General features: G+C 40.6%; 23 protein-coding genes and 2 pseudogenes. 21 read left to right on the top strand and 4 right to left on the bottom strand.

Going from position 1 to position 25,379, the window contains the following annotated elements; genetic code table 11:
• Nucleotides 1-203: 203 nt before the first annotated feature.
• On the bottom strand, nucleotides 204-374 hold the full coding sequence (locus OMHG_RS18275) for a hypothetical protein (protein WP_154648222.1): 171 nt from the start codon (nucleotides 372-374) through the stop codon (nucleotides 204-206).
• A 289-nt stretch (nucleotides 375-663) separates the two neighbouring features.
• On the opposite strand from OMHG_RS18275, the gene rsmD reads away from it, so the two are divergent.
• Nucleotides 664-1,218 (top strand): 16S rRNA (guanine(966)-N(2))-methyltransferase RsmD, encoded by a 555-nt coding sequence (gene rsmD / locus OMHG_RS06885; RefSeq protein ID WP_010649509.1) that lies wholly within the window; start codon nucleotides 664-666, stop codon nucleotides 1,216-1,218.
• Nucleotides 1,219-1,233: 15 nt separating this feature from the next.
• The gene (gene coaD, locus OMHG_RS06880) at nucleotides 1,234-1,716 is read left to right on the top strand and encodes a pantetheine-phosphate adenylyltransferase (protein WP_044476855.1); all 483 of its coding nucleotides are present in this window, start codon (nucleotides 1,234-1,236) and stop codon (nucleotides 1,714-1,716) included.
• A 204-nt stretch (nucleotides 1,717-1,920) separates the two neighbouring features.
• Here the strand turns inward: coaD and ylbJ are convergent, their stop codons facing one another.
• Nucleotides 1,921-3,132 carry a sporulation integral membrane protein YlbJ gene (gene ylbJ, locus OMHG_RS06875; protein ID WP_010649504.1) on the bottom strand — a complete coding sequence of 404 codons (1,212 nt, stop codon included), beginning with the start codon at nucleotides 3,130-3,132 and terminating at the stop codon, nucleotides 1,921-1,923.
• 188 nt (nucleotides 3,133-3,320) lie between these two features.
• On the opposite strand from ylbJ, the gene OMHG_RS06870 reads away from it, so the two are divergent.
• Entirely contained in the window at nucleotides 3,321-4,337 is a 1,017-nt protein-coding gene (locus OMHG_RS06870) for a SepM family pheromone-processing serine protease (RefSeq protein WP_010649502.1), read from the top strand.
• Nucleotides 4,338-4,398: 61 nt separating this feature from the next.
• Here OMHG_RS06870 and OMHG_RS06865 read toward each other — a convergent pair whose 3' ends face one another.
• On the bottom strand, nucleotides 4,399-5,613 hold the full coding sequence (locus tag OMHG_RS06865) for a nucleotidyltransferase (protein WP_010649500.1): 1,215 nt from the start codon (nucleotides 5,611-5,613) through the stop codon (nucleotides 4,399-4,401).
• 181 nt (nucleotides 5,614-5,794) lie between these two features.
• Between OMHG_RS06865 and OMHG_RS06860 the strand changes: the two genes are divergently transcribed.
• The 4 genes from OMHG_RS06860 to OMHG_RS06845 all read left to right on the top strand — a co-directional run bounded on the left by OMHG_RS06860 (nucleotide 5,795) and on the right by OMHG_RS06845 (nucleotide 7,933).
• On the top strand, nucleotides 5,795-6,328 hold the full coding sequence (locus tag OMHG_RS06860) for a YceD family protein (RefSeq protein WP_010649498.1): 534 nt from the start codon (nucleotides 5,795-5,797) through the stop codon (nucleotides 6,326-6,328).
• Between the two features lie 45 nt (nucleotides 6,329-6,373).
• Nucleotides 6,374-6,547 carry a 50S ribosomal protein L32 gene (gene rpmF / locus OMHG_RS06855; RefSeq protein ID WP_010649496.1) on the top strand — a complete coding sequence of 58 codons (174 nt, stop codon included), beginning with the start codon at nucleotides 6,374-6,376 and terminating at the stop codon, nucleotides 6,545-6,547.
• Nucleotides 6,548-6,630: 83 nt separating this feature from the next.
• Nucleotides 6,631-7,392: an enoyl-CoA hydratase/isomerase family protein gene (locus OMHG_RS06850; protein WP_010649495.1), complete on the top strand. Its 762-nt coding sequence runs from the start codon at nucleotides 6,631-6,633 to the stop codon at nucleotides 7,390-7,392.
• Between the two features lie 64 nt (nucleotides 7,393-7,456).
• Nucleotides 7,457-7,933, top strand: a complete 477-nt coding sequence (locus tag OMHG_RS06845) for an RsfA family transcriptional regulator (RefSeq protein WP_010649493.1) — start codon at nucleotides 7,457-7,459, stop codon at nucleotides 7,931-7,933.
• A 55-nt stretch (nucleotides 7,934-7,988) separates the two neighbouring features.
• Here OMHG_RS06845 and OMHG_RS06840 read toward each other — a convergent pair whose 3' ends face one another.
• Nucleotides 7,989-8,471 carry an N-acetyltransferase gene (locus OMHG_RS06840; RefSeq protein ID WP_010649491.1) on the bottom strand — a complete coding sequence of 161 codons (483 nt, stop codon included), beginning with the start codon at nucleotides 8,469-8,471 and terminating at the stop codon, nucleotides 7,989-7,991.
• 763 nt (nucleotides 8,472-9,234) lie between these two features.
• Between OMHG_RS06840 and OMHG_RS06835 the strand changes: the two are divergent.
• The 14 genes and pseudogenes from OMHG_RS06835 to OMHG_RS06775 form a co-directional block, all read left to right on the top strand.
• Nucleotides 9,235-9,507 (top strand): annotated as a pseudogene (locus OMHG_RS06835) (DUF3397 family protein); the annotation flags it as partial.
• A 90-nt stretch (nucleotides 9,508-9,597) separates the two neighbouring features.
• Nucleotides 9,598-11,217 carry a bacillithiol biosynthesis cysteine-adding enzyme BshC gene (gene bshC, locus OMHG_RS06830; RefSeq protein WP_010649487.1) on the top strand — a complete coding sequence of 540 codons (1,620 nt, stop codon included), beginning with the start codon at nucleotides 9,598-9,600 and terminating at the stop codon, nucleotides 11,215-11,217.
• 203 nt (nucleotides 11,218-11,420) lie between these two features.
• Nucleotides 11,421-11,851, top strand: a pseudogene (gene mraZ / locus OMHG_RS06825) (division/cell wall cluster transcriptional repressor MraZ).
• A gap of 93 nt (nucleotides 11,852-11,944) precedes the next feature.
• Entirely contained in the window at nucleotides 11,945-12,922 is a 978-nt protein-coding gene (gene rsmH, locus OMHG_RS06820; protein WP_010649482.1) for a 16S rRNA (cytosine(1402)-N(4))-methyltransferase RsmH, read from the top strand.
• Nucleotides 12,922-13,296, top strand: coding sequence for a cell division protein FtsL (gene ftsL, locus OMHG_RS06815; protein ID WP_010649481.1), 375 nt, complete (start codon nucleotides 12,922-12,924; stop codon nucleotides 13,294-13,296). Before rsmH ends, ftsL begins: the two co-directional genes overlap by 1 nt.
• Before the next feature lie 15 nt (nucleotides 13,297-13,311).
• Nucleotides 13,312-14,499, top strand: coding sequence for a peptidoglycan D,D-transpeptidase FtsI family protein (locus tag OMHG_RS19325; protein ID WP_010649478.1), 1,188 nt, complete (start codon nucleotides 13,312-13,314; stop codon nucleotides 14,497-14,499).
• The gene (locus OMHG_RS19320) at nucleotides 14,466-15,566 is read left to right on the top strand and encodes a penicillin-binding transpeptidase domain-containing protein (protein ID WP_010649477.1); all 1,101 of its coding nucleotides are present in this window, start codon (nucleotides 14,466-14,468) and stop codon (nucleotides 15,564-15,566) included. Before OMHG_RS19325 ends, OMHG_RS19320 begins: the two co-directional genes overlap by 34 nt.
• Before the next feature lie 101 nt (nucleotides 15,567-15,667).
• Nucleotides 15,668-17,602, top strand: a complete 1,935-nt coding sequence (locus OMHG_RS06805) for a stage V sporulation protein D (RefSeq protein ID WP_010649475.1) — start codon at nucleotides 15,668-15,670, stop codon at nucleotides 17,600-17,602.
• A gap of 114 nt (nucleotides 17,603-17,716) precedes the next feature.
• A complete protein-coding gene (locus OMHG_RS06800; protein ID WP_010649473.1) occupies nucleotides 17,717-19,201 on the top strand; it encodes a UDP-N-acetylmuramoyl-L-alanyl-D-glutamate--2,6-diaminopimelate ligase in 1,485 nt (494 codons plus the stop codon).
• Nucleotides 19,201-20,565, top strand: a complete 1,365-nt coding sequence (locus OMHG_RS06795) for a UDP-N-acetylmuramoyl-tripeptide--D-alanyl-D-alanine ligase (RefSeq protein WP_010649471.1) — start codon at nucleotides 19,201-19,203, stop codon at nucleotides 20,563-20,565. The genes OMHG_RS06800 and OMHG_RS06795 overlap by 1 nt, the downstream gene beginning before the upstream one ends.
• Nucleotides 20,566-20,627: 62 nt before the next feature.
• Nucleotides 20,628-21,614 (top strand): phospho-N-acetylmuramoyl-pentapeptide-transferase, encoded by a 987-nt coding sequence (gene mraY, locus OMHG_RS06790; protein ID WP_044476814.1) that lies wholly within the window; start codon nucleotides 20,628-20,630, stop codon nucleotides 21,612-21,614.
• Nucleotides 21,614-22,960: a UDP-N-acetylmuramoyl-L-alanine--D-glutamate ligase gene (murD, locus tag OMHG_RS06785; protein ID WP_010649466.1), complete on the top strand. Its 1,347-nt coding sequence runs from the start codon at nucleotides 21,614-21,616 to the stop codon at nucleotides 22,958-22,960. Before mraY ends, murD begins: the two co-directional genes overlap by 1 nt.
• Before the next feature lie 175 nt (nucleotides 22,961-23,135).
• Nucleotides 23,136-24,248 (top strand): stage V sporulation protein E, encoded by a 1,113-nt coding sequence (spoVE, locus tag OMHG_RS06780; RefSeq protein ID WP_010649464.1) that lies wholly within the window; start codon nucleotides 23,136-23,138, stop codon nucleotides 24,246-24,248.
• Nucleotides 24,249-24,431: 183 nt separating this feature from the next.
• Nucleotides 24,432-25,256, top strand: coding sequence for a cell division protein FtsQ/DivIB (locus OMHG_RS06775; protein ID WP_010649463.1), 825 nt, complete (start codon nucleotides 24,432-24,434; stop codon nucleotides 25,254-25,256).
• Nucleotides 25,257-25,379 lie beyond the last annotated feature (123 nt).

Raw genomic sequence — 25,379 nt, 5'->3', positions numbered from 1 at the left:
TAATCACGGGAAGCGCGGAAAAATCATGAGAAGCGCGGAATAATCGTGGAAAGCGCGGAATAATCATGGGAATCGCGGAAAAAAGCGGGAAAGCGCGGAATAATCACGGGAAGCGCGGAATAATCCAGAGAAGCGCGGAATAATCACGGGAAGCGCGGAAAAATCATGAGAATCGCGGAAAAATCATGAGAATCGCGGAAAAATCATGGGAATCGCGGAAAAATCATGGGAATCGCGGAAAAATCATGAGAATCGCGGAAAAAAGCGGGAAAGCGCGGAAAAATCATGGGAATCGCGGAAAAAAGCGGGAAGCGCGGAATAATCCAGAGAAATCCCTGGAGTTCAAGCTCGGCATGGTACAGATAGTGATCCAAAAAGAAAAAACCTGCAGAATATATTTTCTGCAGGTCCCTTTGTTTCCGCTTGAAACAAAAAGGCAAAGGGAGAGGAGAAACCGGAGGAAGAACTTATGGGGAAGTGTAAGTCTTCTCCGTTTTGAAACAACTAAACTAACGATTAGCTGAATCATTATGATATTATTTACATTGCAAAAGAATATATACATGATTGTTTATATAAATTCTGTTTGCAGATATGAAAGTTTGCTAAATAATTATTTTGTGATAGGATAAATGGCGAATAGCGTCAAATTGAGGTGAATTCATGCGAGTTATTGCAGGAGATTTAAAAGGTAGACAATTAAAGGCTGTACCGGGTAAATCAACAAGGCCAACTACAGATAAAGTTAAAGAGGCTGTCTTTCAGGTAATGGGACCGTTTTTCGGCGGTGGGATGGTGCTTGACTTATTTGCGGGAAGCGGTTCATTGGGAATAGAAGCGCTGAGCCGCGGAATGGAATATGGTGTCTTTGTCGATAAACATCCAAAAGCTGTACATACAATTTATGAAAACCTGCAATCGATGAAACTGGAGCAGAAATCTGAGGTATTTCGGGCAGAAGCTCACAGGGCATTGAAAGCGGCTGCTAAACGAGAGCTTATATTTGATTTAATCCTGCTTGACCCACCATACGGCAAAGTCGACTATGAGGAGATTATAGAAGATATTCTAAAGCTCCACTTGATTAATGGTGGTGGGACGATTTATTGTGAACACGATGTAGCCGAACAGCTTCCGATCGAGCATGACAATCTGGAAGTAATGAAGCAGGAGAATTACGGGGGAACAATCGGAGTTACTATATATAAAGTATTGTAGGAAGGGACTGTCATGATGGGAAAGCTGGCAATTTGTCCGGGAAGTTTTGATCCAATTACCAATGGTCATTTAGATATCATTACTAGAGGTGCGAAGGTTTTTGAGAATGTTATCGTAGCGGTTTTTAATAATCAATCCAAGTCACCATTGTTTACTGTAGAGGAAAGAATCCATTTACTGGAAGAATCGACAAAGGATATTGAGAATGTTACTGTAGATTCCTCAGACCATCTCCTGATGGATTATGCGCAAGAAAAAAATGCCCATGCGGTTATCCGTGGTTTGCGGGCCGTCAGTGATTTTGAATTTGAAATGCAGATTACTTCCATGAACCGAAAGTTGAATGAAAATATTGAAACATTCTTTATGATGACCAATAACCAGTATTCGTTCCTGAGTTCCAGCATGGTTAAGGAAATTGCAAAATATAACGGCAATATTTCTGGATTGGTACCGGATCACGTAGAAGCAGCATTGAAAAAGAAATTCAATCACTAGCATAAAACTTTTTCTGGAAGATAGTTATTTTGGATGGGTCATTTATATAATGCTGTACAGATATCAGTCTGTTTCATATGAGTATTTTTCGGAATAATCTTGGAAGTGGAAAGTGGCAGCTGTGGTAATGCAGTTTTCTCCAGTTGCAAAAATAACCGAATATTACCGAAAAGAAAGAAGTAAAAGAGTGGGTCAGCCTGCTTTTTACTTCTTTCTTTTATATAGAATAATTGCTCCAATGCCTATAAAACAAATGGTGATCATTGGGCCGAAATCCTTTAGATAGTGAAAGATTGTCAGCCATATATTTCCGTGGATAACTTCTTGTGTTACGGGTATCTCATGCATTTCCAAAGTGTGCCTGTCCACATACAAGGGTTTATATAGAATGACAGTCATGACCACAGCTATTGTGCCGTGAAGCAGTCTGGCTATAAAATAAGGGAAATAACGAATATCCGTTTTTGCCAGTATGCTTGCCACTTGAGCATGAATGGATAACCCATTAAAGCCAAGAATAAAACTGATTACAACCGCTTGCTGCAATAAAGTGTCAGTAGCAGCTTGTGAAATCATGTTAGCCCCGATGGTGATTTCGAATAAGCCTGATAAGAATGGAAGCGCAAGATTATCCGGAAGACCAAACAGGCTAAGGAATTGATTGCCGATGCTTGCTATGGCTGGAGAAATGCCCAGAAGGTACAATAGCTTGATAAGGACAGAGAAGAGGATGATAAATCCTCCAATCATCACGAGTGTCTTGATGGAATTAAGCACTGCATCCCCGAGAATTTCACCCAGCGGTTTATCGTCCTTCATACGGGTTTCATGCATTTCCCGGAAAGCCCGTAAAATGGAGAAATTATAGCTATCCCGACTGTTTCTCTGCTCCAGTTTGCTTTCACTTCTGCGATAAAAGCGCATGCAGATTCCGACCAAAGCATTACTTGCATAGTGACAGAAGGCAAGAAGAGTTCCAAGCTTCAAATCATGAAAAAACCCTGCAGAAATAGCTCCAAATATAAATAAAGGACTAGAGTTATTGGTAAATGAGACAAGCCTTTCTGCTTCAATCTTGGTTATTTGTTCTTCCTCGCGCAGTCTTACGGTGATTTTCGCCCCAGTTGGATAACCGCTTGCCATACCCATCATCCATACAAAGCTGCCGGAACCCGGTACATTGAACAAGGGACGCATAATTGGTTCAAATAAAATTCCAATAAATTTTACTACTCCAAAAGCAAGCAATAGTTCAGCGGTAATAAAAAATGGCAGCAAGGAAGGGAATACAACTTCCCACCACATATTTAAACCGCGGATACCTGCTTCAAGTGCCTGATCGGGAAACCGGATAAGGGAAATGGTAAGAAAAATAGTTACCCCTGAATAAATAATCGTCTTTAATATCTGCTTCAATCGAAAGCCCCCTAAAGAATGAGCCTAGCTCTGTACAACTTATTTTGTTAGTAGTAGAATTATTCTAGCTTGTTGAAACGAAATCAATAAGTACAAGTCTGTACAATATACGCTCATACATAGGTTAATTATTCCATAGACATGATAAAAGAATTGTTTGGGGAGTCAGAAAGGAGCAGGAAGAAACGATGAAAGTAACGAAAAGAAATATACTATTTTTTATCATAATGGTTGTTATTGTTTATTTTCTAGGTGCTTATCAGTTGCCTTACTACATACAGAAGCCTGGTGGGGCTGATGCCTTAAATCCGATTGTGGCTGTCGATGGCGGATATGAAAGTGAAGGAGATATGCATCTGGTTACAGTAAGCGGACTGCAGGCGACACCAGTCCAGTACTTGCTGGCCAAGGTATTTTCCTATCAGGACATCCTTCCGATCGACCAAGTATTTCCGGAAGGAGTGTCACAGGACGATTACATGCATGCACAGCTTCAAGTGATGGAAAGCTCCCAGGAAGCTGCTACTGTTGTGGCATATGAGGCTGCTGGTGAAGATATTACAATTGATTATAATGGGGTATATGTTGTATCAGTTGTCGAAGGGATGCCTGCAGAAGGGAAACTGGAAACCGGTGACCGCATTGTCGGCATTGATGGCAAGGAGATTCATGAAGCGGCAGATCTGATTGAATATGTAGAGACAAAACAGGCACAGGATAAGATTGAGATAGATTTTGTACGCGGTGAGGAAACAATGAATGTAGCGATTACATTAGAGGAATTCAGTGATCTTGAAAACAAAGTAGGGATTGGAATTAGTCTTGTAACAGATCGAAGTGTAACCGTAGATCCACCAATTGACTTTTCGAGCGGAAATATTGGTGGTCCAAGCGCAGGGCTGATGTTCTCGCTTGAAATATATGATCAGTTGACAGAAGAGGATATTACCAAAGGAAAGGAAATTGCTGGAACAGGTGAAGTGGACTACGAAGGCAATGTGCTTCGAATCGGAGGCATTGATAAAAAAATCGTGGCCGCAAACAAAGAGGGAATCGATATTTTCTTTGCTCCTAATGAAAATGGTGCAGAAGAATCCAATTATGAAATTGCCTTGGAAACGGCAGAAGAGATTGGGACAGATATGGAAATTGTCCCTGTAAATACATTTGAAGATGCATTGAGTTATCTGGAGAAAATGCAGTAAAACAAAGACCGGTTGGAAGACAGCAGATTTTAAAAGAATCAAAAATAGACCTGGAGAAGGTCTATTTTTGTACCATAATAGGTGCACGCAATTCCTGTTTGAACAGCTGCTGCCTTTTTTTTGAGGAGAGCACGCTGTAATAGGCACGGGATGCCTTCTCTTCCATAGCAAGTACAGGATTCTGATTTCGCGTCATTTTCGAAATCAGTGGAACGTTCATCTGTTTTTTCTGTTTATGTAAATAGTCACGTCCAGTTTGGGTCATTCCAAGCACTCTGACATAGGGAACAGACTGATGCAAGTCTGTTCCGTAATCGGCTTTCTTGGTGTTGGTTAATATATGTACAAAGATCCGTTGAATCCTCGTCCATGTATACCGTTTTGTCTTAATCGCCCCTACCCAGTCGTTAAATGTAGCGGCAGTTGCTGCCGTTTTGATTATACGGTGCTCTAAGCCCTCGTCTACTCCCTTAATGGCAGTAAGTTCATCTGGTGTCATTGTCAGCACGCGGTATTGCAGCAAGGGAAAGTATTGCTCCCAGTTGTGCCAATCTGCAGCAGTATCTTTATACAGTTTCAGTTGCTGGGCAGTCTCCTCAGGCATTGTGGCGATAATGTGTGGTGCCAAAGCATCTGTTTCCAGAAGTTCTTTTCGGATACTGGTAGCACTTGCGATACTGCCTGTTATTGTTTTATCATGATATTGATTGCTGGTCCTTTTTACTGTCAATGGTATAATAGGCAGGTTATTCTCCATAATAGATTTTACATAGCTGTAGCCGAGAATATTATTCGGTTTGGATAAATCCATTTTCTCTTCCGTCAATCCAATTTCCCGATATGCATGTTTGCTAGCCTCTGGAAACGACACCCCACTGGCCAAATAACGTTGCATGGTTTGCTCGAATATAGTATGTTTTGCTTTATAGGTGTGAAAACTTGTTATAAAATGAGAGATAGATCCTGACTCGCTGCCAAAACAGATAGTGGAGACACCAGCCTCGTGGAGGGTTTTAACCGCTCCTTCAGCAAAAATGTCGCTGTTTTGCACTGCAAATAAATAGGGGAGTTCAAGAACGATATCAATTCCGGTTCGTAGAGCGGCTTTTGTGCGATGGAATTTGTCGATGATGGCTGGTTCTCCCCGCTGCAGAAATGACCCGCTCATTACAGCAATCATACAGTCTGCTCCAGATGCTTTCCGGGCTTCATCTATATTATACACGTGACCATTATGAAAGGGATTATACTCGACGATCAGACCACAGGCATTCATTTACTCAACTCCTACTGATAACTGTTATTCATTGTAACAAATTATAACATGTACCGCATCTGGCTGTATGAAATGATTAGCAAATAGTAAGACGGGAAATATACGATAAGTGTAAAGAAAATATGTTGACAAAAGTTCTTTTTTCTTTTAAAATAACTCTTGTTGCCTAGAGGTGATAATAATGAAATTGACATTGAGCCAGATAAGAAAGAATGCCGTTGATAAACCTTATGAATTTGATGAAATGGTTGATGTGTCTGAGTTGGAAACTATGAACAATGACATTCGCAAAATAAAACCTGTCCGTGTTCATGGAAAAGTCGATATGCACGGTAATCAGTTCTTCTTCGATTTTAAGATTGAAGGTGAAATGATTTTGCCATGTGCTAGGACATTGGTTGATGTATCTTATCCATTTGCAATTCAAGCAAAAGAGATATTTACGACAGCTTCCTATTATGGCAATGATGAAACAGAGAATGAAATTCATCCAATAGATGGAGAAGTGCTTGACTTAACGCCTTATATAAAGGAAAATATAGTATTGGAGATTCCTTTTCGAGTATTTTCCAATGAGGTTAACCCTGAAGATGGAGCACCTTCTCAAGGTAAGGGATGGGAATTTATTTCAGAAGAAGTGAAAGAAGAAAAGACAATCGATCCCCGTTTGAAAAAATTGGAATCATTGCTTGAAAATAATAAGAAAGAAAAATAAGAATGGCTATTCAAGTTTTACTTTCATTTGAAGGAGGTGTAAGTCATGGCAGTACCAAAGCAAAGAACGTCCAAAAAAGTTAAAAATCAACGTCGTACTCATAAAAAATTACACGTACCTGGCATGGTAGAATGTTCAAATTGTGGAGAATTAACTAAACCGCACCATGTTTGCAAATCTTGCGGACATTATGACGGAAAAGAAGTAGTCAACGACTAATTTTCCTTAGATGAAGAAGAGACAGATCACAAATGATTGTGGTCTGTTTTTTTATATACATAGGTATAAAGGAAGTGATTTTAATGGCTCGATTTGTGACATATAAACGATATCCTGATGGTTATGGGGAAATTTGTCTGAACAGACCTGAAAAAAGGAACGCGATTTCCCGCCAAATGCAGGAGGAATTATCTGTTTGTCTTGATCAGGCAGAAGGAGATACGATTAAATATCTGGTTATAACAGGTGCAGGAAATCGGATGTTTTGTGCTGGTGGGGATCTTTTTGAATTGCATGGAAATCTTTCACCTGAACAAGCATATGAAATTCTGAGGCCGATGCAAGAAGTGATGTATCGAATCTTGAAATTCCCCGTTCCTACCATATGTCTGCTGAATGGTGATGCTCTTGGTGGAGGCTGTGAAATTGCAACCGCATGTGATATTCGGATTGCCAGGGAACAGACCAAATTCGGTTTTGTCCAGACAAGAATCGGAATTCTTCCCGGCTGGGGAGGGGGAGCTCTGCTATATCAAAAGGTGAATCCATCCTTTGCGCTAAGATGGCTGATGGGAGGCCATACATTTGATGCTCAGGAATTAAAAGAATGTGGCTGGATTCATCGGATTGTGACAGATAGCGATTGGCTTGAGAGGTCAACCTTATTGCAGGATTATACTTCAAAGTCCAGGAAGCAAATGGAGCTGCTCAAAGAACAGTTTTTGAACCGGCTGATAGAACAGGATTTGGCAGTGCAAATGTCAGATGAAGTCAAAAATTCTGCAAGCCTATGGGATTCGCCTGAACATAAGGAAGCAATTGAGAAATTTTTCACCAGGAAGTAAGAATCCTATTCTAGTACCCCTATTTTTTGCATACATTGATAGCAAACATATTAGGAGGGGTGTTATGAACGAGACAAGGCAGGATGCATGGACAGAAGATGAGGATATAATCCTGGCAGAAACCGTATTGCGCTTTATCCGGGAAGGCAGAACACAGCTGGAAGCATTTAAAGAAGTTGCCAATCGGCTTTCCCGTACATCTGCAGCATGTGGTTTCAGATGGAATGCAACGATAAGAAAACAATATCAGCACGCAATTCAATCAGCAAAAGAGGAAAGAAAAAATGGATTAAAGAAAGAGTCGATTCGCGCAGATGGCAGTGAAACAAAAGAGAGATATACGATAGATACTGCCATTCAGCTGCTTGAAAAGATGAAAATGCAATTTCCTGATGAACAACAGGTGGTCCAAAAAGTGACCGAGCAAAAATTGGATTATTTGCAAAAAGAGAATGAAAAATTAAAAAGTCAGTTGCTTCGCTATGATAATGCTTGGCAGGAAATGAACAAGTTGTGGTCATGGGTTAAAGAAGGTAATTGAAAAACATAAAAAAGACATGAATGGATATTCCCATTCATGTCTTTTTCCCTGACAGCTAGTTAGAATCTTTTTCTTTAACACCTTCCGGAAGCCAGATTAGAGGATTCTCACCTAAATCTCTTTCCATCTCATAGTGTGCCTTCACAAAACCCATTTTCTCCCAAAATCCATGCGAATTAATGCGGGGGTTCGTCTTGATTGGCAATTTAAATCCTTTTGCAAAATCAACCATAGCTTTTCCATAACCCTTACCTTGATAATCCGGCAAAACCTCGAGCTTCCATAGTGTCAGAAAGTCCTGGGGCGGTTCGAAATAATAATCATATTTTTGGTTCACTTCGTACAGACTCATTCTTGCAATCAGATTATTACCGTAATATATCCCGTAAAATGGAGATTTGCTGTCGTTCTCAATGATATTATTCTGAAGATCCTCCATCATTGTAAGTTCCTGAATCCCATATTCTTTAAATCTTTTAAACTTTTCTAGTGTTTTATAATTAACCAGAAGATTTTCTACCTTAATCTGTTCGGTCATGTCCGGTTCCCCCTATCTAAAAAATACGGTTCGAATCTTTTTATCATTTCAGGCTGTACTGCTTGGTTTTTAATGAAAAAATCATAAGATTGTTCCCTATTATTATAATATAAAAGTGATAATTTTAAAATTATTTAACGTTTGCGGAGTATTTCTTTTTTTGCAAATACGATTCTTTCAAAAGGTTTAATTTGCCCTAATATGCCTTTATAGCGGGAAAATCGATTGCGGGGAAATTTTCAGGTGAAACTGGCGTTATTTCTGATACAATGTAGCAAGAGAGCATACAACGAAGGGCCTTATGAATAAAAAAGGTTGTGGGATATTCTACTCCGGAAATACGCTGGCTTTCGGAGGGCTCGCACTAAGCCAGGATTCGCTTTGCGTTTCCTTCTTTGTTCCGTTGCGTCGAGGAAGCATGCTTTGGCGCATTGCTGGTAGATGCTGGTGCACCTAGTTGGTTCTTAGCATCTTTGCTTTTCCCGCTGGTCAAGGAAAGCGTCAGCAGGGCATTGCAAGCAGAAATTGCGAATAGATTCTCTGGCTAAAGCAACAGACAGATTTTACAAAACATCGTAATAAAAAATAATTTCATATACATCTAAGATAGCGAAGCCTCAGTGGAGTGGAAAAGAGAAGGGGAATATTGAACAGGCATGCTTGAATATGTTATCTATATCATTTCATTTTTTATCACGATTCCGATCGTGGCAACCCTATTAATTTATCTTATTTCATTTAAGATACATAGAAAAAACTAAAAGCAATTCATACCGCCGTTAATTGGACAACTGTATTGTATATTGCTGCAGTTGTGCTATTGCTTGAGATAGTTGCAGGCAGAAGCTTTCTGGGTTGGTTGTTCGTTCTTTTTATTGGTTCATTGGCAGTCATTATTTTCTATCAGTGGAAGAACAGAACAGAAATCGAATTGAGAAAAGCTGTCAAAATCATTTGGCGAATATCTTTTTTGGTATATCTGCTGCTGTATGTCCTGCTCGTATTGGCTGGCATTATTCAAAGAATCCTTAGCTAATTACTTGTATATAAACAGATAAGATGAAATAGAAAATGAATTTATGTACAATACAGGTTGTACATTACGAATAGAAGGAGCATGGGATCAATGCAGATCGACCCTATACAATTGAAAAATCAAAGTCAGCTGCTTGCTGACTATCGAAAAAACAATAGAGATATAATGGATTTCTTTGATTACTTGCCGTATGGTGATTACGGTGAAAGGGTCAATGAATTGGATGATCGATCTTTTGATCGCGAGCGACTAACGGATTTACTACATACGATCAACAAGGAATGGGGTGCTTCTGCATCCACACTAAGAAATATTGACAGGCTAAAGGAGGATAACAGTGTTGTCGTTATTGGGGGCCAGCAGGCGGGATTGATGACTGGACCTATGTATACGATAAATAAAGTGATCTCCATCATTCAATTTGCCCGGCAGCAGGAGGAAAAACTCGGCATTCCGGTTGTGCCTGTATTCTGGATCGCCGGTGAGGATCATGATTTTGATGAAATCAATCATATTTACCTGCCTGAAACCCCGCAAATGAGAAAGTATAAGCTGCCGCATAAAATGGTGGATAAACGGTCGGTGTCAGATATTCCGATTAGTCGTGACGCGCTTTCCGGGTGGGTAGAAAACCTTTTCGGTCAATTGCATGAGACGATGTATACAAAAGAACTGTATGAGTCGGTTAATAAAGATATCGAGGCGTCCAGAACGTATACTGATTTTTTTGCGCGGATGATTACGCGGCTTTTCAGTGAGGACGGCATTGTCCTAATCGATTCAGGCGATAAAAAGGTAAGGCAGCTGGAAAGCAATTATTTTCAGTTAATCATTAAAAATCAGCCAGGCATTAGTGAAGGTGTTTATGCATCCTTACAGAAACTGAATGAAAAGGGCTATACCGTTTCATTGGAAGCAGGCAAAGATGACGGTCATCTGTTTTATCATAGAAATGGTGAGCGCATTCTCCTCGTAAGAGAAGCCACAGGTGATTGGGTTGGTAAACAGAATGAAATCCGTTTAACTACCGATGAGCTAATGGCAGAAGCTGAAAAGCGCCCTGAACTATTTAGCAACAATGTTGTCACCCGTCCACTCATGCAAGAGCTGTTATTTCCTACATTGGCATTTATCGGCGGGCCAGGTGAAGTTGGATACTGGGCAGCGTTAAAACCAGCTTTTCGGGCAATGGATTTAAAAATGCCTCCGGTTGTTCCGAGGTTATCTTTTACGATAATGGAAAGAACCGTAGCAAAGGCGCTGGAAAAATATGAAATCGAACCAATTGCTGCCATCAATGAAGGTGTTCAAGAACAAAAAGAAAAATGGATACAATCCAAAAGCAATCCCCAGATAAATGAGCTGACGGAAGAGATAAAAATGGTGATAGAAAAGGCCCACCAGCCATTGCGGGATTTGGCGAAGAATATTCAGTCGGACCTTGGGGCGCTGAGTGATAAAAATCTCTCCTATTTATATAAGGATATTGATTTTTTGAAAAAGAGACTAATCAAGGCTTTGGAAGAAAAATACGCCAAAGAACTTTATGAATTTGATCTTATCGATAATGCGCTCCATCCGCACGGGGGTTTGCAGGAACGTGTTTGGAATCCCTTCTATTGGATGAATGAGAATGGAATAGATTTTATAAAAAAACTGAGTTCCGAGTCCTGTTCATTTGAAAATGGACATTATGTGATTTATCTCTAAAGTGGATGAACCATCCACTTTCTACCACCAAATACAAAGACCAAAAGAAAAGGCTGCTTATATACTGATATAGCAGTCTTTTCTTTTGGTCTTATTTTTGCTTAAAATCAATGTTTACTCGCGTATAAAAAAAATATTGAAATTCAAGTGGTAGATAGTGGGGGAATGTGGTATTATAAAAAATATGAAAGTGGGGCGACTATATGTTCATGGGTGAATTCCTTCATAGCATTGATACAAAGGGAAGAATCATTGTCCCTTCTAAGTTTCGTGATGAACTTGGAGCAAGCTTTGTCGTGACCCGTGGACTGGACAAATGTCTGTTTGCTTACCCCATGGATGAATGGAAAATATTAGAAGAAAATTAAAAAAACTCCCACTTACTAAAAAGGATGCCAGGGCATTTACACGTTTCTTCTTTTCCGGAGCTGTTGAATGTGAAGTGGACAAGCAGGGAAGAATAAATATTCCTCAAGGTCTTCGCAAATATGCTTCGCTTGAGAAGGAATGCAACGTCATCGGTGTATCCAATCGGATTGAGTTCTGGGCAAGTGACAGCTGGGAAGATTATGTCACAGATTCAGAGGAATCATTTGCAGAGATTGCAGAAAATCTCATGGATTTTGATATTTAATTTGCAGCAAAGGTCGATCAATCAATCAATCAATCAGATTCTGATCATCAAGAAAAAGTAAAAGTTTTTAAATCAATTAAGTGGGTGTTAGTTATGTTTGAACATTATAGTGTATTGAAAGATGAAACGATCAAAGGACTCTCGATAAAGCCGGATGGTACATATGTTGACTGCACGGTTGGAGGTGGAGGTCATTCGAAAGAAATTGCCTCCCGATTAAATGAAAATGGATTACTGATTGCATTCGATCAGGATTTGGATGCATTGGAAGCTGCAAAGGATAGATTGAAACCCTATGTGGACAGAATCCTATTCATCCATTCAAATTTCCGGGGGCTGGAGCGGGAGCTTGAGAGCCGGAATATCTCACATGTGGATGGTATTCTATTTGATTTAGGTGTTTCTTCACCTCAATTGGATCGCGGTGACAGGGGATTCAGCTATCAGCATGATGCCCATCTGGATATGAGAATGAACCAAACACAGGAATTAACGGCACATGAAATTGTCAATACATGGTCATTTCATCAACTTGTTTCCATCTTTTTTAATTATGGAGAAGAAAAATTTTCAAAACAAATTGCAAGGAAAATAGAGGCACACAGAGAAATTGAAGAAATAAACACGACGCATCAGCTGGTGGAAATAATTAAAGAAGGCATACCTGCTCCAGCGAGAAGAAAGGGCGGGCATCCCGCCAAACGTATTTTTCAGGCGCTGCGGATTGCTGTAAATGATGAATTGGCAGCATTTAAGGATGCATTGCATCAAGCTGCAAGGGTCGTAAGCATTGATGGTAGAATCGCGGTGATTACTTTTCATTCGCTTGAAGACCGTTTATGTAAACAGGCCTTCAAAAAATGGAGTACGGAAAAACCGACACCAAGGCATCTTCCGGTTGTACCGGAAGAACATCAGGCCCCATTTAAGTTAGTTACAAGGAAACCGGTTATCGCCGAAGATGATGAACTGGAAGAAAACCGCAGATCGCGTTCTGCTAAACTGCGTGTTGCAGAAAAGGTCGCGGATTGGAAAAAAGAATTTACTTATGAAGAAGGGTGGAAAAAATAATGAGTGCTAATCAAGCCCACAGCTGGCAACAATTGAATCCACAACATAAACCAAATAGAGAACAAAAGGTACCGGTAAAGGTAAGGAAAAGTGGTTGGATAACGAAGGGTGAAAAAGTCATTTATTCTGTTTTCGGTGCATGCCTTATTGCAGGAGGAATCTTTGTCGTTTCTTATTCCTCAGCGACGGATACCATAAATAGAGATCTGCAGGAGCTGGAACATACGGTAAGTACCCAGCAGGTGAAAAATGAAGGTCTATTATTTGAAATGAAAGAGTTATCGAGACCAGAAAGAATCATTCAAATCGCTGAAGAGAACGGATTGAAAATTCAAAATACAGAAGTTAAACAAGCTCAAACAATGAACAATTAGGCAAGGGGCCCAATTATGAGAAAAAACAAGACAACCCATTTGGTGGCAGGTATTTACCTCATTATCTTTGTTGCAGTTTTCTTCATCCTGACTGGCAGGTTTATGTACATTCAGGCAACAGGAGAAATAGGTGGTGTCTCGTTAGATGAATGGGCAGAACAAAAACGAACTTCCTCTTACACGATAGCTGCTGAAAGAGGGAAGATTTTTGATAAAAACGGTATGACCCTCGCATACGATCGCCCGACATATCGCTTGTATGCAATAATCGATGAAGCTTATTCCGAAAACTCTGAGGAGCCCCTGCATGTAAAAGATCCGCAAAAAACGGCGGAGACGCTGGCTCCTCTTTTAGATGTTGACGTGAAAGATATTCTTGAACCATTGGAAAAAGGGATAGAGAATGATAGATTTCAAGTGGAATTCGGTAAGGTTGGAAAAGAACTCTCCCAGCAGAAAAAAGACGAAATTTCCGAGCTGAATATTCCTGGAATCAATTTTGAGGAAGAAGCGATTCGGTACTATCCAAATGGTATGTTTGCCTCACATATTATTGGTTTTGCAAGAGAGCCTGAGACAGAGGCGGAAGATGACGGCTCACTGAGCAAGATTGTTGGTATTGCAGGCATGGAGAATGAGATGGATGATCTGCTAAGCGGGAAAAAAGGTTATATTTCCTACCAGCGTGACAGGTACAATCAGAAATTGCTTGATCCAAATGAGGTTATCCAGGAACCTGAAGATGGTGACGATGTCTATTTGACCATCGATCAGAAGATCCAGACACTACTGGAAGATGTCATGTCTCAGGTTTATGATGAATATAATCCTAAAAAGATAAATGCCTTAGTAATGGATCCGAAAACAGGGCAGGTATTAGCGATGAGCAGCCGTCCAAGCTATGATCCGAATAATCCTGCAAATGTAGAAAACTGGTACAATGACGTCGTTTCCACTCCATTTGAACCGGGGTCAACGATGAAAATGTTCACCTGGGCCGCCGCTATAGAAGAAGGGGTCTATAATGGATCGGAAGGGTATCAGTCCGGAAGCTATCAACCGAATGAGCAAGTAAAAAAATACACGATCACAATGGCGGCGAAGGATGGGGGACCATTTCCTTTGATGAAGGTTTTCAGCGCTCTTCCAACGTTGCAGCAGCAAAGCTTGTGTGGGAAAAAATCGGGACAGAGACATTTTTAGAATATCTGCAGGGATTTGACTTTGATGACAAAACAGGTATTGATTTGCCTGGGGAAGTCGCAGGGCAAATATTATATAATTGGCCACTCGAAAAAATAACTGCATCATTTGGTCAAGGTACAACAGCAACACCGCTTCAGCAGATGAAAGCTGCCACTGCTATCGCAAATAATGGAAAAATGCTCAAACCATATGTAATCGATAAGATCGTCGACTCTACAACAGGCAAAGTGATTGAACAAAAATCCCCTTCTGTTGTTGGAGAGCCAATATCAGAAGAGACTTCCGACCATGTACTAAAATTATTGGAATCTGTAGTGAACGGTGAACATGGTACAGGGAAAGCATACCAGCTGGATGACTATACGGTTGGCGGCAAATCAGGCACAGCCGAAATACCTAACCCAGATGGCGGAGGGTATTTGACAGGCAGAGAGAATTATGTTTTCTCATTCCTTGGAATGGCTCCAATCGAGGATCCGCAGCTCATGATGTATGTATCTATCCAGCAGCCTGAACTAAAGCCGACCGAGACAGGTTCTGTTCCGCTCTCGTTTATTTTTAAAAATGTAGTTGAAAACAGTCTGCATTATTTAAATATTGATCCGGAGAAAACGGAGAATGAAAAGACAGAGAATGTGAAAATGCCAAAAGCGATTGGTCAGGATACTAAAACAATCTCTAAAGAGCTGGAGGAGAAAGGTCTTAAAGTCACAACGGTCGGAAATGGCAGTAAAATTGTAACAGCTAGCGCAACGGAAGGAGAAGCGGTTCTTCCAAGTGAACGAATTATTTTAATAACGGATGAGCCACTGATGCCGGACATAATCGGCTGGTCATTGCGGGATGCAATGGAGCTTGCTGAATTAATGAAATTCAAGACCGAATCATTAGGGAATGGCTATGTGACCACTCAGAATATAGCTGAAGGCACACCAATAAAGGAAAATGATTATCTTGGTATTGAACTTTCACCTCCTGAAGAAGGTGCTGAAGAAAGTACCGACGAAAATAATTCAGAAACAGGTGAAGATACAACAGAAGAAAATGCGTCCGAACAAGAGTAAATAATGCATATGAAAAAATAATCGAAAGACAAACAGTGTTCTATTCAGTTTTTTTAACTCATATAGTGGATACAAACCAGCCTAGGAAAAGGGGATGGATAATGAAACGTGTACCCGCTGTTACAGTTAAGAAACGAATAGTTGCTGTTTTTCTTTTTGGGCTGCTTTTACTTGCCGTTATTGTAGTGCGTCTTGGCTATGTCCAGTTTGTTATGGGAGAGAGACTGACAGGACAAGCCAATAATCTCTGGACAAGAGATATTATATTTGAGGCGGAAAGGGGAAATATTTTAGATGCGAATGGAGATATTCTTGCTGAAAATGTGACTGCACCTTCCGTGATAGCCATTCCAAGGCAAATATCCGCCCCGGAAGATACAGCGAAAAAATTGGCGCCAATCCTGCAAGTGACCGAAGAGAGGATTCTGTCGACCATAACCAAAAATGAATCGAGCGTCAGTATCCGGCCGGAAGGAATTAAGATTTCCGAACAGCAGGAAAAGGCGATTAGGAATTTGAATCTGGAAGGAATCTATCTGGCAAAGGATTCAAAGCGGCATTATCCATACGGGGATGACCTCTCCCATGTACTCGGGTTTACAGGCATTGACAATCAGGGCCTCATGGGACTTGAACTCTCCTATGAAGATAAGCTAAGCGGTACGGAAGGTAGTCTCTCCTTTTATTCCGATGCCAAGGGCAGGAGAATGGACAGCCTTGCTGACGTTTATACACCACCAGTAGATGGTTTGTCCTTAAAAACGACAATCAATTCGAAAGTGCAAACTATCATGGAGCGTGAACTGGACGCGGCCGTATCAAAATATAATCCCGATGGGGCACTTGCGATAGCTGTTGATCCGAAAACAGGTGGAATACTAGGCATGACAACACGGCCGAATTTCCATCCTGAAAACTACCAGGATGTGGATGCATCTATATTTGGAAGAAACCTGCCGATTTGGAGCACCTATGAGCCTGGATCAACCTTCAAAATAATCACACTTGCAGCTGCTTTGGAAGAGAATGTGGTGGATTTGGAAAATGATTATTTTGATGATGATGGGGATATTTCGGTAGACGGTACAACGATCCATTGCTGGAAAAGTGGTGGACATGGTCATCAATCCTACTTGGAGGTTGTCCAGAATTCATGTAACCCTGGCTTTGTTAATCTGGGACAGCTCCTTGGCACCGAAAAACTCTTTTCGTATATTGATTCCTTTGGATTTGGTCAAAAAACAGGAATCGATTTGCAGGGAGAGGGGAATGGTATATTATTCAATCCTGAAAATGTCGGGCCAGTTGAACTTGCAACGACGTCATTTGGGCAGGGGGTATCTGTAACTCCGATTCAGCAGGTGATGGCAGTTGCCGCTGCAGTAAATGGCGGGTATCTGTATGAACCCTATATTGCACAGGAGTGGATAGATCCGAAGACAGAAGAAACGGTTGAAAAGACAGAACCGAATCTGAAGAGGCGGGTAATCTCGGAAGCAACTTCAGAAAAGATCCGTTATGCGCTTGAAAGTGTTGTTGCAGAAGGAACAGGACGTCCTGCATATGTAGACGGATATCGGGTAGGCGGCAAGACAGGAACCGCCCAAAAAGTTGGGCCTGACGGGGGATATATGGAGAACAATTACATTGTCTCTTTCATTGGCTTTGCACCTGCGGATGATCCGGAAATAATTGTCTATGTTGCCATAGATAATCCTAAAGACACCGTCCAATTTGGTGGCTTGGTTGCTGGACCGATTGTTGGAACGATTATTGGCGACAGCTTAAGGGCCATGGAGGTGAAGCCGCGCACGGATGGAATGGAAAAAGAGTACATGTGGCCAGAAGAGCCAAAAGTAGAGGTTCCTGATTTAGTTGGACTTTCTATCAAGGAGCTTACAGAGTATCCTCTGGATCTAACCATTGAAACGAGTGGCGAGGGAACCTATATTGCGGATCAGGCACCTAAACAGGGTGCAATGCTTGAACAGGGATCGACGATCAGAATTTATCTGTCGGAAGAAAACAATCGTTAAACGGTATAAAGTTTGCTATAATATATATGAAAAAGAGGGTGAGCACCACCCTCTTAAAAATGGATGACAATAAGAATACATATATAGGATATAAATAAGAATAGGATGTTATGGATGAAATTAAAAGAGTTATTAGGCGTTTTACCATTTTATAAAACAAATTCAGAAATTGATAGGATTGAATTCAATGATATTGAGATGGATTCAAGAAAAGTAAAGCCGGGAAATGTATTTGTCTGTATTTCCGGTTTTACCGTTGATGGTCATGATTTTGTTGCCGAAGCTGCAGCAAATGGTGCAGTTGCCATCATTGCAGAAAAACCAGTGGATAATAATATATCTGTTCCTGTTGTAATCATTTCAGATACAAACAGGGCTCTGTCCATGTTTGCGGCTAAGTTTTTTGATTATCCAACCTCAAAGCTGCCGCTTATAGGTGTTACAGGAACAAATGGAAAAACGACCGTAACCTATTTATTGGAAAAGATCTTTAATCTGCATCAAAAGAAGACAGGAATCATAGGAACAATACAGACAAAAATCGGCGAAGATTCCTATCCTGTCCCAAATACGACTCCCGATGCCTTGCACCTGCAAAGGCTGTTTCATAAAATGCGCAACGAAAACGTGGACCAGGCAATCATGGAAGTATCGTCTCATTCTTTGGATCAGGGAAGAGTATATGGCTGCGAATATGATATCGCGATATTTACAAATCTATCTCAGGATCATTTAGATTACCATGCCGACCTGCAGGATTATCTGCGGGCCAAAAGTCTTTTGTTTTCTCAACTTGGCAACGGCTATACCAGTGAGTCCAAGAAGTATGCCGTTATTAATGAGGATGACCCGGCATGCGACTTGCTTAAGCACAGTACCGCACAATATATTTTGACTTATGGATGCAAGAAAAAAGCTGCCGTCATGGCAGTGGATATTAAATTAGAAGCTTCCGGAACTTCTTTCAAGCTAAAATCCCCAGTCGGTGTGGTAGATATCAGCAGTAGACTGATTGGCATGTTCAATGTCTATAACATGCTTGCTGCGGCAACAGCTGCCATTGCATCCCAAATCCCTTTGTCTGTCATTAAGTCGGCACTGGAAAGTATAAGGGGTGTAAATGGACGCTTTGAGCCAGTTGCCGAGGGTCAGGATTATGCGGTGATTGTTGACTATGCACATACTCCCGATTCACTGGAAAATGTGTTACAGACAAGCAAAGAGTTTGCAAAAGAAAAAGTATATGTCGTTGTTGGTTGCGGCGGCGACCGAGATCGAACAAAACGCCCGCTTATGGCCTCCATTGCACTGAAATATGCAGATCATGCAATATTTACATCCGATAATCCGCGCACTGAGGATTCCAAGTCGATTTTGGATGATATGACAGATGGATTGTCAGCTTCAGATGGAAGTTTTGAGGTTATTTCTGATCGCAAACAGGCGATTACTAAGGCGATTGACTATGCTGAGAAAGATGATATTATCCTTATTGCCGGTAAAGGGCATGAGACATATCAGATTATAGGGCACACTAAATATGATTTCGACGATCGTGAAGTGGCCAGAACAGCAATACACGGTAAGGAGACAGACTGATGTTATTCACTACTAACTGGCTATCCAAGGTTTTTCCTGACTTTAAAGGAAAGCTGGCACCTGAAGCAGAAATCGATGAAGTGACTACAGATAGCCGTAATGTTGGGGGAAATTCATTATTTATCCCGATTGTCGGTGACAATTTTGATGGTCATGATTTTGCCAACCAAGCAATTGAAGCTGGTGCGGGTGCAATGCTATGGGATAAGAATAAGGAAATACCGAATGAAGTCCCAGAAGACTATCCGTTATTTTTGGTGGAGGATACCTTAAAGGCATTACAAAGGCTAGCAGCACACTACAGAAATGATATTAATCCGATTGTAATCGGAATAACCGGATCCAACGGAAAAACGACGACAAAGGATTTAACGGCAGCTGTCACACAGACCAGCTATCGAACCCATTATACCAATGGCAATTTCAATAATCATATTGGTCTGCCGCTTACGATTCTGTCGATGAAGCGAGATACAGAAGTGTTGATCCTTGAAATGGGGATGAGCAATTTCGGTGAGATTGAACTCCTGACAAAGCTTGCAAGACCTGATTACGCAATTATTACCAACATTGGAGAATCACATATCGAGTTCCTCGGATCTAGAGAGGGTATAGCAAAAGCAAAACTCGAAATTGTAAAGGGATTAAAGGAGAATGGCGTCCTGATTGTTGATGGCGATGAACCATTGCTTCAGAATCTGCAACTTTCACAAAGGGTTATAAGCAATGGCTTTACCGCTGAAAACGATAACGTCCTGACGAATATATCAATTGTTGCTGGAGAGACAGCATTTCAACTATCAGACGGGTTCCGTTATAAAATTCCGCTCCTGGGAAAACATCATGCAAAAAATGCATCTTTTGCAATAACAATCGGAAAGCTATTGAATATAGATGCAGAGAAATGCAGCCAGGCATTTGATACATTGTCAAGGACAGCCATGCGTTTTGAATTAATTAAAGGGAAGAATGGCGTTACGATTATCAATGATGCCTATAATGCATCACCAACTTCGATGAAGGCGGCCATAGAGGTGGTCAAGCAAATGGATGGCTTTGAACAAAAGGTATTGATCCTTGGTGATATACTGGAACTTGGATCCCATTCGGAGGAATTGCACCGGTCAATAGCTTATGCAATCGAATCACCTATCACGGCAGTATATACATATGGTGAGGATGCGAAGCTGATTTCAGAAGAAGTGAAAGACAATCAAATTAACTGTCAGCATTATCTTTCCAAAGAAGAACTTGCCAATGCACTGGAACCATATTTGTCGAAGGATGCATTATTGCTATTTAAGGCATCGCGCGGTTTGAAATTTGAAACAATGATCGCTCAAATTCTAGAAGAAACAAAATAAGCAACGAAAAAAATCATTAAAATTATCCAATTAAGTTGGACGGTTATGTATGAGGAGGACATATGTTGAATATATCTGTTTTATTAATAACAATAGCTATCGCATTTCTCATTACCGTTCTTTTATCTCCAATATTTATACCATTTTTAAGAAGATTAAAGTTTGGGCAAAGCATTAGAGAAGAAGGACCGCAATCACATATGAAGAAGACAGGTACCCCCACAATGGGGGGCCTTATGATTATATTCAGTATCATTATTACATCACTTATTATGGGAAGCAGGGCAGGAGATTCGGGTATCGGCTATGAACTTTGGCTATTGATTTTTGTCCTGTTCGGATATGGTCTGCTTGGTTTTCTTGACGATTTCATTAAAGTTGTTATGAAACGGAATCTTGGATTGACATCCAAGCAGAAGCTTTTTGGTCAAATCGTTATCGCACTAGTTTTCTATTTTATTTTAAGAGGTCAGGATTTTTCTACGGCAATACAAATTCCCGGTACCGATATTCAATGGGATCTAGGCTGGGGATATGCACTCCTCATTATTTTCATGATGGTTGGGGCATCCAATGCAGTTAACTTAACGGATGGCCTTGACGGTCTTTTGGCAGGTACTGCTGCTATCGCATTTGGAGCTTTTGCAATACTTGCTTGGTATGGTACGCCACAAAACGAGGCAGCAATATTTGCACTTGCTGTCGTGGGCGCCCTGCTTGGATTTTTAGTGTTTAATGCCCATCCTGCAAAGGTATTTATGGGTGACACTGGTTCGCTTGCTCTTGGAGGGGCGATTGCAGCGATTTCAATATTAATGAAAATGGAAGTACTGCTGGTGATTATTGGTGGCGTATTTGTGATTGAAACCCTTTCTGTAATTATCCAGGTTATTTCTTTTAAAACAACAGGTAAGCGAGTGTTTAAGATGAGCCCGCTGCATCATCATTATGAATTGCTTGGCTGGTCCGAATGGCGTGTAGTAACGACATTCTGGCTGGTTGGACTTTTATTTACGGCACTTGGCATTTATATTGAGGTGGGCTTATAATGAAGAAATTTACAGATTTTCCTTACAACAACATTCTAGTGCTCGGACTGGCCAAGAGTGGTACGGCAGCTGCTGAAACCTTGCTGGCCAACAATAAAAATGTAATCGTCAACGACATGAAAGCAAGTGAAACAGATGAGGCTGTAATTAGGCTGAAGAAGATGGGTGCCAATGTGATCATTGGCTCCCATCCTATTTCTATTTTGGATGGCATGGAGATGCTGGTGAAGAATCCGGGCATTTCATATGATAACCCAATTGTCGCAGAAGCGGCTAAGCGAGGAATCCCGATCATAACGGAAATTGAGCTTGCATATCACCTGACTAGCGGACCAATCATCGGGATAACCGGTTCAAATGGAAAAACGACAACGACAACACTGGTAACAGAAATGCTTAAAGAGAGCCAACAACCCGTACAGGTAGCTGGAAACATCGGAATTGTCGCAACTGAGGTCGTTCACGCTCTGAAGGATGAAACCCTTGTTTTGGAGCTGTCATCGTTTCAGCTTCAGGGAATTGTAAAGTTCAGGCCGACGACTGCCGTTCTGCTGAATATTTTTGAAGCCCATTTGGATTATCATAAGACAATAGAAAATTACAAGCAGGCTAAGTTTAATATTTTCAGGAATCAAACAGCAAATGATTATTTAGTATATAATGCCGAAGATACTCTAATTACAAAAGAAGTAGAACAGGCAAATGCAACCCTCGTACCTTTCTCAGCACATGCCAAAATGGAAACAGGGGCATGGGCGGATGAAAATTATATTTATTTTAAAAATGAACAGGTAATTGCCAGACAAGAAATCGTTCTGGTTGGTGAGCATAACCTCGAAAATATGCTTGCCGCAATCGCTGCTGCCAAGCTAAACGGTGCGACAAATGAAGGAATTAAGAAAGTATTGACCACATTCTCAGGGGTAAGACATCGTCTGCAATTTATAGGAAATAAAAACGGCAGATTATTTTACAATGACTCAAAGGCAACGAATATGTTGGCTACTGAAAAGGCCTTAAACTCTTTCCATCAGCCAATTATTCTGCTCGCAGGTGGGCTGGACCGCGGAAATGAGTTTACCGATCTGCTGCCCTATATGAAAAATGTAAAAGCGATGGTTTTATTCGGTGAGACAGCCGAGAAGCTGAAGCTGTTAGGCAATGAAGCGGGTATCGAAACGATCCTGTCAGCTGAAAATGTGAAAGAGGCAGCTGAAAAAGCTTACTCGATTTCAGAGGAGAATGACGTAATCCTTCTATCCCCGGCATGTGCGAGCTGGGACCAGTACCGCACATTCGAAGAAAGAGGAGACATGTTTGTACAAGCCGTGCATAAACTAATGTAGGGGCAGATACAATAATGGAAGTTCCGGATCGATACCAAATGGATTTGCCGGCAAACTATGCGGGATGTTCGGTGGTTAATCTGGAATTGACTGTTTAACGAATATAATTTCGTTTCATTCAAAAATTTATATGTAAATAAATGCCCCTGATCCTACTGGAAAAAGGGGTGTTTTTTTGTTTAATAAACTTTTAAAAGAGCTGCGGAAACCAGACTTGGTTTTACTGTTTGTCGTTTTCTTTTTACTGACTGCTGGAATAATAATGGTGTACAGCTCTTCCTATGTATGGTCTGAATATAAATTCGATGATTCCTTTTATTACCTGAAGCGGCAGCTTTTGTTTGCCGGCGCTGGGGTAATTGCAATGTTCTTTATTATGATGATTCCATATTATACATGGAAGAAATATGCTAAAGTCATTCTGCTGGTATGCTTTGGCCTATTATTAATCGTACTGATACCAGGTGTAGGACTTGTAAGAGGTGGAGCACAAAGCTGGATAGGGGTTGGTGCTTTCAGTATCCAGCCATCAGAATTTATGAAACTTGGCTTAATCATATTCCTGGCTGCGATTATATCGGAAAACCAAAAATATATCACATCATTTAAAAAAGGATTCTTTCCACTTATTATGCTCGTTTTTACAACGTTTGGTTTAATTATGCTGCAGCCAGATCTTGGTACTGGAATGGTACTGGTGCTTACTTGTATGATCATGATTTTTGCTGCTGGCGCAAAACTATCACATTTCTTTAGTCTGGCAGCAATTGGACTGTTGGGGTTTGCCGGGCTGATAGCATCGGCACCGTACCGAATCAATCGGATTACAGCATTCCTAAATCCTTGGGAAGATCCGCTTGGCGATGGATTTCAGATTATCCAGTCCCTGTATGCAATTGGTCCTGGTGGATTGATGGGACTAGGTTTAGGAAACAGCCTGCAGAAATATTTCTATCTTCCTGAACCTCAAACCGATTTTATATTTGCAATACTGGGAGAAGAGCTTGGTTTCATCGGTGGAACAGCAATTATTCTATTCTTTTTCCTGCTGCTATGGCGCGGGATAAAAATATCACTGGAGGCACCAGATATGTTCGGACGCTTTCTGGCCTTGGGGATTGCCGCGATGCTCGCTGTCCAGGCAATGATCAATATTAGCGTTGTAATCGGACTTATACCGGTTACAGGTATTACTTTACCGTTCTTAAGCTACGGAGGATCCTCCTTGACTTTGACTTTATGTTCGGTCGGTATTCTGCTAAATGTTAGCATTTATTCCAGATATTGACCATGAATGGGCAGCTTGAATAAATGAATCCGTATAAATAGGTAAAAACTTGATAAAGTATCTTAAGTACACTACATCTTCCTATATGTTTTGTGATATAATTCATGTAAATAGATAGAAACGGCTAATCAGGAAAATATTTGCCGTCTATTCTTTTAATATTGTAAAAAGGAAGAAATGGAGATGAGCAAAAAAAATATTGTTTCAATTGAAGATCGAATTCCAAAGTTGAAACAAGCCCGAAAGAAAAAAGCTAACCGGCGCCTTATATTCTATCTTTCTATCTTTTTCTTCTTAATAGCTATCATTGTTTATTTGCAATCCCCGCTTAGCCATATTAAAACAATTAATGTGGAAGGAAACGGCTTTATTGCAAATGAAAAAATCATTGAGTATAGTAATTTAACAACGAATACCAATATTTGGACAATTGATCAGCACGAGATAGAAAAGGCGATACGAAAAGATCCAATCGTAGAATCTGTTTCCGTGGAAAGAAGCTTGCCATGGACAGTTAATATTGATGTTAAAGAACAGCGGGTTATCGGGTATATAAGCAAAGATATGATGTATTATCCCATTTTGGGAAATGGGGAAATCCTGAAAGAGGCTGGAGAGTCATTTCGTGGGGATGCGCCATTATTCTTCGACTTTGAAGAGGAAGAATATTTACAAAGGATGGCAGCAGAGCTGGAAGCATTGCCTCAAGATATTCTTGATGTAATTTCTGAAGTTCACTGGGATCCAGCAGAAGATAACAAGAATAACATTCTGCTGTATATGAATGATGGCTATACTGTCAAAGGAACGATTCGGAATTTTGCCGATAGAATGGAAGTCTATCCTTCCATTGTTTCGCAGCTTGACCCTGAGGATAGAGGGATTATCCATATTGGGGTAGGTGTATATTTTGAGTCCTTCAATGAAAATGATGAAAATGATGAAAATGAAAATGATGAATCTGAATCCAATCCAGAAACGGATGGGCATCCAGTAACAGAAGACTGATAATAATGGATTCTTTTCTGGCTGTTGGTCATATAAATCGTTTCAATTTCGAATGATATATTAGGGAAATTCAATATTTATCAATGAATGAAAAAGATATATATTCATTTTTATGCAGAATAA

It is taken from the genome of Oceanobacillus massiliensis str. N'diop, from assembly GCF_000285495.1.
Taxonomy (GTDB): Bacteria; Bacillota; Bacilli; order Bacillales; family Amphibacillaceae; genus Oceanobacillus; species Oceanobacillus massiliensis.
Note: the sequence above shows the minus strand (reverse complement) of the source record. Positions and strands in the feature narration are given on the sequence as shown.

What these genes read in the sequence shown, in the direction of transcription:
- rsmD (WP_010649509.1), top strand. Translation starts at nt 664, where the DNA reads ATGCGAGTTATTGCAGGAGATTTAAAAGGTAGACAATTAAAGGCTGTA.
- coaD (WP_044476855.1), top strand. Translation starts at nt 1,234, where the DNA reads ATGGGAAAGCTGGCAATTTGTCCGGGAAGTTTTGATCCAATTACCAAT.
- OMHG_RS06870 (WP_010649502.1), top strand. Translation starts at nt 3,321, where the DNA reads ATGAAAGTAACGAAAAGAAATATACTATTTTTTATCATAATGGTTGTT.
- OMHG_RS06865 (WP_010649500.1), bottom strand. Translation starts at nt 5,613, where the DNA reads ATGAATGCCTGTGGTCTGATCGTCGAGTATAATCCCTTTCATAATGGT.
- OMHG_RS06860 (WP_010649498.1), top strand. Translation starts at nt 5,795, where the DNA reads ATGAAATTGACATTGAGCCAGATAAGAAAGAATGCCGTTGATAAACCT.
- rpmF (WP_010649496.1), top strand. Translation starts at nt 6,374, where the DNA reads ATGGCAGTACCAAAGCAAAGAACGTCCAAAAAAGTTAAAAATCAACGT.
- OMHG_RS06850 (WP_010649495.1), top strand. Translation starts at nt 6,631, where the DNA reads ATGGCTCGATTTGTGACATATAAACGATATCCTGATGGTTATGGGGAA.
- OMHG_RS06845 (WP_010649493.1), top strand. Translation starts at nt 7,457, where the DNA reads ATGAACGAGACAAGGCAGGATGCATGGACAGAAGATGAGGATATAATC.
- OMHG_RS06840 (WP_010649491.1), bottom strand. Translation starts at nt 8,471, where the DNA reads ATGACCGAACAGATTAAGGTAGAAAATCTTCTGGTTAATTATAAAACA.
- bshC (WP_010649487.1), top strand. Translation starts at nt 9,598, where the DNA reads ATGCAGATCGACCCTATACAATTGAAAAATCAAAGTCAGCTGCTTGCT.
- rsmH (WP_010649482.1), top strand. Translation starts at nt 11,945, where the DNA reads ATGTTTGAACATTATAGTGTATTGAAAGATGAAACGATCAAAGGACTC.
- ftsL (WP_010649481.1), top strand. Translation starts at nt 12,922, where the DNA reads ATGAGTGCTAATCAAGCCCACAGCTGGCAACAATTGAATCCACAACAT.
- OMHG_RS19325 (WP_010649478.1), top strand. Translation starts at nt 13,312, where the DNA reads ATGAGAAAAAACAAGACAACCCATTTGGTGGCAGGTATTTACCTCATT.
- OMHG_RS06805 (WP_010649475.1), top strand. Translation starts at nt 15,668, where the DNA reads ATGAAACGTGTACCCGCTGTTACAGTTAAGAAACGAATAGTTGCTGTT.
- OMHG_RS06800 (WP_010649473.1), top strand. Translation starts at nt 17,717, where the DNA reads ATGAAATTAAAAGAGTTATTAGGCGTTTTACCATTTTATAAAACAAAT.
- OMHG_RS06795 (WP_010649471.1), top strand. Translation starts at nt 19,201, where the DNA reads ATGTTATTCACTACTAACTGGCTATCCAAGGTTTTTCCTGACTTTAAA.
- mraY (WP_044476814.1), top strand. Translation starts at nt 20,628, where the DNA reads ATGTTGAATATATCTGTTTTATTAATAACAATAGCTATCGCATTTCTC.
- murD (WP_010649466.1), top strand. Translation starts at nt 21,614, where the DNA reads ATGAAGAAATTTACAGATTTTCCTTACAACAACATTCTAGTGCTCGGA.
- OMHG_RS06775 (WP_010649463.1), top strand. Translation starts at nt 24,432, where the DNA reads ATGAGCAAAAAAAATATTGTTTCAATTGAAGATCGAATTCCAAAGTTG.